Source organism: Rugamonas sp. (genome assembly GCF_025354735.1).
Taxonomy (GTDB): Bacteria; Pseudomonadota; Gammaproteobacteria; order Burkholderiales; family Burkholderiaceae_D; genus Rugamonas.
This window is the reverse complement of the sequence record NZ_JANXMI010000114.1, coordinates 1-8,332: the sequence shown is the minus strand read 5'-3', so window position 1 is coordinate 8,332 and position 8,332 is coordinate 1. Positions and strand designations below refer to the sequence as shown.

Here is an 8,332-nt window from a genome sequence, read left to right as displayed (position 1 = left end):
GCCTGGTTTCCAGCCGCCTGGACGCGGGGACGAGCGCGATGCCGACGCCGTCTTCTTAGGCTCGTAGCCCTCGATGACGTTGACCGGAATCAGCTGCTTGGTGAAGCGTTCGATGCGCTTGACGTTCATGCCTTCGGCGTGGTTCACCAGCGAGATCGCCAAGCCGTTGCGGCCGGCACGGCCGGTACGGCCGATGCGGTGCACGTAGTCTTCAGGGAACTTCGGCAGGTCGTAGTTGAACACGTGGGTGATGGTCGGCACGTCGATACCGCGCGCGGCGACGTCGGTGGCGATCAGGATCTTGACCTGGCCGCGGCGCAGGCTGTCGAGCGTGCGGTTACGGGCGCCCTGGTGCATGTCGCCATGCAGCGCGGCGGCCGAGAAACCGGCGATGTTCAGACGGTCGGCGATGGTGTCGGCGTCACGCTTGGTGGCGGTGAAGACCACGGCCTGGTCCAGCGTTTCGTCGCGCAGCAAATGGTCCAGCAGGCGGTTCTTGTGCGACAGGTCGTCGACGAAGTGGACGCGCTGCGAAATGTTTTCGTGCTTGTTGGCGGCGCTGACGACCTGGATCACTTGCGGATTCTTGGTGATGCGGCGCGCCATGTTGCCGACGACGCCGTCGAGCGTGGCCGAGAACAGCATGGTCTGGCGGGTCGATGGCGTCGCTTCGACGATTTTTTCGATGTCGTCGATGAAGCCCATGTCGAGCATGCGGTCGGCTTCGTCCAGCACCAGGATTTCCAGTTGCGAGAAGTCGATCTTGCCCGATTCCATGTGGTCGATCAGACGGCCGGGGGTGGCGACCAGGATTTCAGGATTCTTGGCCAGCAGTTGCATCTGTTTTGGGTAAGGCATGCCGCCCAGGATGGACACGGCCTTCAGGCGGCGCAGGTTGACGGCGTACTTGTCGGTGTTCGCGGTCACTTGCAGGGCCAGTTCGCGGGTCGGGGTCAGCACCAGCATTTTTGGCTGGGCGGCCTTGAAGCGCGGGCGCTCGCCACGGGCGCGGGCAGCTTGCATTTCCTGGTTCGGCGTCTTGCTGGCGGCGGCCGGATCGATGGCCGCCAAGCGGTGCAGCGACGGCAGCATGAACGCGGCGGTTTTGCCGGAGCCGGTTTGCGACGAGACCAACAAGTCCTTGCCTTCGATGGCGGCGGGAATCGCTTGCTCCTGGACGGGGGTCGGCTTGGTGTAGCCGGCGTCGGTCAGGGCTTGGATAAGGGACGTGTTGAGGCCAAGTAATTCAAATGTCATTCTGTTCTTTCGTAAAAATCAGCGTTCGTGCAAAAGCCGAACGCAACATAGCAACGCCAACCAAAACGAAATGACTCAATCAAAATCGAAAGAAATTTCGGCACAAAAGCTTTGCGCCGGGACGGTGTCAGGTGCGACACACAAGGCGGGAGGGCTTTATTAAGCGGCATCCGTGGGATGCGCTAAGGCTTGCGAAGCTGCTAGTTATTCTTTGCGTCTGCAAGCTGTTGCAGCGCACAAGCGACACTATACCGTATTTTCGCTGTCGCAGCGAGGGGAATCTCGGCGTTTTAACGGGGCGCCGGGGCGTAACGCCAAATTGTGTCAATTTGGAAGTATTGCTGGCGGGGCGGTCGAGGGCGCCGGCGGCCGGTTTTTGTCGGGGCGAAAAAAAGCCGCCTTTGCAGGCGGCTCCCTGTTGCTCAGGCGCGCGCCTTACGCGTAGTCTTCGGCGTTCAGGCCCATGACGTGCGAGAAGCCGCCGTCGACATAGGTGATTTCGCCGGTGATGCCGGAGGCCAGGTCCGACAGCATGAAGGCGGCCGTGTTGCCCACTTCGTCGATGGTGACGTTGCGGCGCAGCGGCGCGTGCGACGAGGCGAAGCCGAGCAGCTTGCCAAAGTCCTTGATGCCGGACGCGGCCAGGGTCTTGATCGGGCCGGCCGAGATGCCGTTGGCGCGGATGCCGAGCTTGCCGAGGTTTTCCGCCAGGTAGCGCACCGACGCTTCCAGCGAGGCCTTGGCCAGGCCCATGGTGTTGTAGTAGGGGATGGCGCGCACGGCGCCCAGGTAGGACAGCGTCAGCAGCGACGAGCCTTCCTTGAGCAGCGGCAGCGCGGCCTTGGCCATGGCCGGGAAGCTGTAGGCCGAGATGTCGTGGGCGATGCGGAAGTTTTCACGCGTCAGGCCGTCGAGGAAGTCGCCGGCGATCGCTTCGCGCGGGGCGAAGCCGATGGCGTGGACCAGGCCGTCGAGCCGGGTCCAGCTCTGGCCCAGGTCGGTGAACAGGGCGGCGATCTGCTCGTCGCTGCCGACGTCGCAGTCGAACACCAGCGCGCTGTCGAATTCCTTGGCGAACTCGGTGATGCGGTCCTTGAAGCGCTCGCCGACGTAGGTGAAGGCCAGTTCGGCGCCTTCGCGATGGCAAGCCTTGGCGATGCCGTAGGCGATGGACCGGTTCGACAACAGGCCGGTGATGAGGATTTTTTTGCCTTGCAAGAACGCCATATGGACTCCGAATGCTACTGCCGCGCAGGCCCGAGCGGGCCACGCCAGTAAGGGTTGTGTTGGGTGTGGTGCTGGTGCCCGGCGCGGGCCGTGGGCCTTGCTGATGCCATCGCATCAGGCGCCGGCCGCTGCGGCCTCAAGAACGAGATTGTAGGACGTGTCCGCCGCGACTGCAACTTTTCGTCGCGGCCACGGCGTGCCAGGGCCGTCTTAATCGTCGTCGTTGTGCTTTTTGTGCTTGGCGGCGTTGCGCGGCACGTGGGCCTTGACCAGCTTGACCGGGGCGTCGTCGTCGTCGCCGTGGTGGCCCTTGGCCTGCTTGTAGTTCGACGCGCCGCGCCGGGTGCCGCGGTCGGCCACGAAGGAGACGGTGGCGTTGTCGGCCACGTCGTTGGAGATGTCGGTGTTGACGGAGGTCGAGATTTTCGGCACCAGGATCGTCGAGCCGGCCACCAGCACGGTTTTTTGCGGAATGTTGTTGGCCTGGCGTATCACTTCCGGCGTCGTGTGGAAGCGCGAGGCCAGCGTTTCGATGCGCTCGCGCGCGCCGGTGATCTTGGTGGTGGTCCAGGTCGACAGCGCCTGGCCCCACTGCGCCAGATTCAGGTGGAACTTGGCCGCGTTTTCCGTCGGCAGCAAAATCTTGGTATGCTCGCCGCCGGTGATGACGGGGCGCTTGAACTGCGGATTGAGCGCCTTGAATTCGTCGACCGACAATTCGGCCAGCTGGGCCGCGATGGTCAGGTCGATGTCGCTGGTCTTGTCGACGGTGGTGAAGTAGGGCGTGTTGTCGATCAGCGGCAGCGTGACGCCGAACTGGGCCGGATTGGCGATGATGTTCTTGACCGCCTGGAGCTTGGGCACGTAGTTGCGGGTTTCGGCCGGCATCTGCTCGGCCAGGCTCTCGAAGTCGGTCGGCTTGCCGGCGGCCTGGTTGCGGGCGATGGCCTTCTGCACCGAGCCTTCGCCCCAGTTGTAGGCGGCCAGCGCCAGTTGCCAGTCGCCGAACATGTCGTACAGGCGTTGCAGATAGGTCAGGGCGGCGTCGGTCGAGGCGACGATGCCGCGGCGGTCGTCCTTGAAGGCGGTCTGCTTGAGGTTGAAGTCGCGCCCGGTGCCCGGCACGAATTGCCACATGCCGGCCGCGTTGGCGCTCGACAGGGCGTTCGGGTTGAAGGCCGATTCGATGAAGGGCAGCAGCGCCAGCTCGGTCGGCATGCCGCGCTTTTCCAGCTCGGAGACGACGTGGAACAGGTAGAGCGAGGCGCGCGCCGTGGTGCGGGCGATGTAGTCGGGCCGGCTGGTGTACCAGTTGACGTGCTTGGTGACCAGTTCGTTGCTCAGGTCGGGAATCGCGAAGCCGGTGCGGATGCGGCCCCAGACGTCGGTTTCCTTGTAGGCTTCGTCGCTGCCGGCTTTGGCGGCGGCGGCGGCCAGGTCGGGCAGCCTGGCGGCGGGGGAGGAAATCTGCGTGGCGGACGGCGCCGCGTACGTGGTGTCGGCGGCCTGGCCGAGGGCCGGCGCCAACGCCAGCAGCAGGGTGGCCAGGAGTAGCGCGGTTGGCGATTGATTATTGCTTGCTTGCATAGATTTCCATTGTTGTCGACTGGGAAACATCGAGCGGACCATGAATAAACAAAAGTGGAGTGTACGTAGCTGCAAATAGCGCGTCAAGAAATATGTCGGTTCGATGACGGCTTTCGGCTTAATTCTTTTTGACAATAATTGCATGCGAATACGAAGAAAATGCCGGAAGTTGCGGGTTTCCGGGCCGGTTCAGGGGCGGGCGCTGGGGAGGGCGGATGCATCATTTTGGTTCACGCCCTCGGATTGGACGAGGCGCGCGCATAGAAAGTATGAGATGGCGCAAAGAATGCGTACAATTCGCGTTTTGGGTGCGTCGTTTTGCCGCGCCGCTTATTTGCAGTTTGTTATTTAATATCAGGAATGCATGATGACCACCGCCACCCCCGACCATGACGCCGTGATCGCCGCCACCGAAACCTGGCTGGAGAAGGCTGTCATCGGGCTCAATCTGTGCCCGTTCGCCAAAGCCGTGCACGTCAAGAAGCAGATCCGCTACGTGGTCAGCGACGCGACCACGCCGGAAGCCCTGCTGGTGACCCTGATGGATGAGCTGCAATTGCTGTCCGACACCGACCCGGAAGCGATCGACACCACGCTCATCATCCATCCCGATGTGTTGCAGGATTTCGAGGATTACAACGAGTTCCTCGACGTCGCCGACGCCGCGCTGGAAGACATGGATTTGATCGGCGAGTTGCAGGTGGCCAGTTTCCACCCGCAGTACCAGTTCGCCGACACGCATGCCAACGATATCGACAACTACACCAACCGCTCGCCGTATCCGACCTTGCACTTGCTGCGCGAAGACAGCGTCGAGCGCGCCGTCGAAGCCTTCCCGGAGGCGGCCGATATTTTCGAGAAGAATATCGAGACGCTGCGCAAGCTCGGCCATGACGGCTGGGACCAGCTGATGCTGGTGAAGTGAGGTGGGCGCGATGAGTGATGGACCGCAACGGGCCGATACGCCGTGCGTGGCCGTCTGTTCAACGACGTTCGATGAGATTTGCCGCGGCTGCGGACGCAGCGTGGTCGAGGTGGCGCACTGGGTATCGATGACGGCCGAGGCCAAGGAGATGGTGTGGCAGCGCATATTGGCGCAAGGTTATCCGCGCCGGAATAGTTGATGACTGGGGCGCTGAATCTGGGGCCGGCCCCGCTTTGACGGCGCCAGCTGCGGCCACTCAACTTTAGCGGGGTCTGCCCCTGAAGTTGCGCCGCCTGCTTGCGCCCGAGGTCGCGGCAACCGGTGTCGCCGCGACCTCGGGCCCTGAATCAATACGAACCGACGAAATTCTTCTTGCCGATTTCCACGCCGTTGTGGCGCAGGATGTCGTAGGCGGTGGTGACGTGGAAGAAGAAGTGCGGCAGCGCGTAGTGCAGCAGGTATTCCTGGCCGGTGAAGTGGCGGGTCTTTTCGCCGCTGCCGGTGGTGATGGCGCGCTCGGCGCTCGCTTCGATCTCGGCCTTCGAGACGCTGTCGATGAAGGTCAGCGTCTTGTTGATGCGGGCCTTCAGTTCCTCGAAGGTCTGCTCGGTGTCTTCATACGAGGGCACGTCGGCGCCGGCCAGGCGGGCGCTGCAGCCTTTGGCGAAGTCGGCGGCGATCTGGATTTGGCGGTTGAAAGCCAGCATGTCCGGGAACAGGCGGAATTGCGTCAGGGCGGCCGGGTCGATTTTTTTGTCGATGGCGTGGGCTTCGGCCTTGTCCAGGATGACCAGCAGGCTGTTCAGGATTTGCTTGAACACGGGGACGGAGGCGGAGTACATGGAGACGGTCATGGCGGGTTCCTTTAGGTGAAGAGCCGCGATGATAGCAAGCTTGCGTGGTTTTTGCTTGCGGCCCCATATACACTGTTCATATCACTGTTCTTTTTCCGTCCTTTCCGTGCATAATTCCCATATAGCAAAAATATAAGCACTGAGGTCAGCGTCACCAGCGTCGCACTTCATGATGAATCCACTGTCGTTGTCAATTAATTCATAAGCCCGATGATGCATATTCAACGAACCGGCCGCCCGCGCGCCGTTCCTGCATGACTAGTAGCCATGTTTATCAGAGCCTGCGTTCCAGGCTGAGCGCGCTGTATGGTTTGTCTATCTATGGCGCCCTGTTGCTGGTGGTCTTTGGCGGCCTGGTGATCCCGGCCATCATCGGCAGTTATTTGCTGATCGGCGTGCACGAACAGCAGTCGGCCAAGATGGCGCTCAACGAATCGTTGCAGCGCAACGCCGACATCCTGGCCCTGGGCATGCAGGAATCGCTGTGGAATATGAACGCCGAGTCGGCCCATTCGCTGGTCGAGTCGGTGATGCGCGACCGCTCCGTGCTCCAGGTGCAGGTGATCGGCCAGGCCGACGCCCAGTTCATGAACGTCCATTCGCCGCTGCGCCCGACCGGCAACGTCTACCGCGCCGAGCGCGAAATCCTCGTGCGCGGCGAGCGCATCGGCCGCATCCTGGTCGAGATGGACGACGCCCGCAGCCAGCAGGACTTGCGCGAGAAGCAGCTGTCCTATGTGTTCGTGCTGGCCGGCCAGCTGACGGTGTCGCTGATGCTGATCGTGATGTTCCTGAACAAGCGCCTGCTGAAACCCCTGCGCAAGCTGATGCGCTTTTCCGACCGCCTCTCGCACGGCGACTTCGAGACCCGGCTCGACCTGGCCGGCCGCGATGAACTGGGCCGCCTGGCCGGCCAGCTCGAACAGATGCGGGTCGCCATCAAGCACCTGTTCGAGGACATCGGCCAGCGCGAGGAGCGCTTCCGCACCATCGTCACGCAGGTGCCGGGCGCCGTGTTCCGCTTCCGTCCCGACGGCCCCATCGACTTCGTCTCCGACGCCATCGAAGACATCTCCGGCTATTCGGCCGCGCAATTCATGCGCGGCTCCACGCACTCGTGGGTCAACCTGATTTGTCCGGAAGACCGCAAGATGCACCGCCGCCACGTGACGCAGGCGCTCTACACTGGCCAGCCCTACGACATCGAATACCGCATCGTCGACGCCTCCGGCACCGAGCGCTGGGTCGCCGAAAACGGCCAGCCGCAGGCCCACGAAGGCGGCGCCGCGCCGTGGGTGGACGGCATCATCTCCGACATCCGCCAGCGCAAGCACAATGAAATGCGTATCGAGGCGCTGCTGGCCGAGCAGAGCGCGATCCTCGACAACGTGATGTTCGGCGTGATGTTCGTCCGCAACCGCCACGTGGTGTCGGTCAACCGCCGCTGCGAAGAACTGTTCGGCTACGCGCCGGGCGAGATGACGGGCGCCTCGACGTCCATCGTGTTTCCGACCTCCTTCGACTTCGACGCGGCCGGCGCGCGCCAGTATCCCTCGCTGGCCTCGGGCGAATACTTCAGCGAGGAGCGCCACTACCGGCGCCAGGACGGCACGCTGTTCTGGTGCATGGTGAGCGGCTACGCGCTCGACCAGAACCGCTCCAACGAGGGCAGCATCTGGGTCTACGCCGACATCACCGAGCGCAAGGAGGCGGAAGAAAAACTGCGCCTGTCGGCCGCCGTGCTGCAACACATCGCCGACGGCGTGATGGTGGTCGACGCCGACGGCAAGATCGTCGCCGTCAACCCGGCCTTCACGCAAATCACCGGCTACAGCGAGGCGGAGGCGCTGGGCCAGGACCGCACGCTGGCGCGCTCCGGCCGCCACGACGAAAACTTTTACGCCGACTTGTGGCAGGAACTGGTGCGCACCGGCTTCTGGCGCGGCGAAATCTGGAGCCTGCGCAAGACCGGCGAGCTGTATCTGGAGTGGCTGACCCTGAGCGCGGTGCGCGACACCAAGGGCGTCGTCACCCACTACGTCGGCGTCTTCAGCGACATCACGGTGGTCAAGGAATCGCAGGAAAAGCTCGACCACATGGCCCACCACGATCCGCTGACGGCGCTGCCGAACCGCCTGCTGTTCCACGACCGCCTCCAGCACGCGCTGCCGCGCGCCATGCGCGACAACGAACAACTGGCGCTGCTGTTCATCGATTTGGACCGCTTCAAGAACGTCAACGACACGCTGGGCCACCACATCGGCGACGAGCTGCTCAAGCAGGTCGCGGCGGCGCTGTCGGACAAGCTGCGCGAGGGCGACACGCTGGCCCGTCTGGGCGGCGACGAATTCATCGTCCTGCTGGAAAACGTCGACGGCCAGTACGGCGCCAGCCTGGTGGCCGAAAAACTGGTGGCCATGTTCGAGCAGCCCTTCATGGTCGCCGGCCACGAATTGTTCGTCACCTGCAGCGTCGGCATCAG

7 protein-coding genes are annotated in these 8,332 nt (G+C 63.1%); 3 read left to right on the top strand and 4 right to left on the bottom strand.

All coding sequences use genetic code 11. The features are described 5' to 3' along the window. The 3 genes from Q0S71_RS09635 to Q0S71_RS09625 all read right to left on the bottom strand — a co-directional run. The coding region (locus Q0S71_RS09635) for a DEAD/DEAH box helicase (RefSeq protein ID WP_295994267.1) at positions 1–1,257 on the bottom strand (1,257 nt) is incomplete at its 3' end. A gap of 435 nt (positions 1,258–1,692) precedes the next feature. Further along, positions 1,693–2,484, bottom strand: coding sequence for an enoyl-ACP reductase FabI (gene fabI, locus Q0S71_RS09630; protein ID WP_295994265.1), 792 nt, complete (start codon positions 2,482–2,484; stop codon positions 1,693–1,695). A gap of 210 nt (positions 2,485–2,694) precedes the next feature. After that, a complete protein-coding gene (locus Q0S71_RS09625) occupies positions 2,695–4,071 on the bottom strand; it encodes a transglycosylase SLT domain-containing protein (protein ID WP_295994263.1) in 1,377 nt (458 codons plus the stop codon). A gap of 367 nt (positions 4,072–4,438) precedes the next feature. Between Q0S71_RS09625 and Q0S71_RS09620 the strand changes: the two genes are divergently transcribed. Together Q0S71_RS09620 and Q0S71_RS09615 are read left to right on the top strand one after the other, a co-directional pair. Continuing rightward, positions 4,439–4,996 (top strand): DUF1415 domain-containing protein, encoded by a 558-nt coding sequence (locus Q0S71_RS09620; protein ID WP_295994260.1) that lies wholly within the window; start codon positions 4,439–4,441, stop codon positions 4,994–4,996. A 10-nt stretch (positions 4,997–5,006) separates the two neighbouring features. Next, complete coding sequence (locus tag Q0S71_RS09615) at positions 5,007–5,195, top strand: DUF1289 domain-containing protein (RefSeq protein ID WP_295994259.1); 189 nt, start codon at positions 5,007–5,009, stop codon at positions 5,193–5,195. A gap of 148 nt (positions 5,196–5,343) precedes the next feature. Here Q0S71_RS09615 and Q0S71_RS09610 read toward each other — a convergent pair whose 3' ends face one another. Then, entirely contained in the window at positions 5,344–5,850 is a 507-nt protein-coding gene (locus tag Q0S71_RS09610; RefSeq protein ID WP_295994257.1) for a DUF1993 family protein, read from the bottom strand. A gap of 254 nt (positions 5,851–6,104) precedes the next feature. Between Q0S71_RS09610 and Q0S71_RS09605 the strand changes: the two genes are divergently transcribed. Continuing rightward, a partial coding sequence (locus Q0S71_RS09605) for a PAS domain S-box protein (RefSeq protein ID WP_295994254.1) occupies positions 6,105–8,332 on the top strand: 2,228 nt, incomplete at its 3' end.

Bases quoted from the DNA above. Each gene is read 5' to 3' on its own strand.
- fabI (WP_295994265.1), bottom strand. From the start codon at position 2,484: ATGGCGTTCTTGCAAGGCAAAAAAATCCTCATCACCGGCCTGTTGTCG.
- Q0S71_RS09615 (WP_295994259.1), top strand. From the start codon at position 5,007: ATGAGTGATGGACCGCAACGGGCCGATACGCCGTGCGTGGCCGTCTGT.
- Q0S71_RS09610 (WP_295994257.1), bottom strand. From the start codon at position 5,850: ATGACCGTCTCCATGTACTCCGCCTCCGTCCCCGTGTTCAAGCAAATC.
- Q0S71_RS09625 (WP_295994263.1), bottom strand. From the start codon at position 4,071: ATGCAAGCAAGCAATAATCAATCGCCAACCGCGCTACTCCTGGCCACC.
- Q0S71_RS09620 (WP_295994260.1), top strand. From the start codon at position 4,439: ATGACCACCGCCACCCCCGACCATGACGCCGTGATCGCCGCCACCGAA.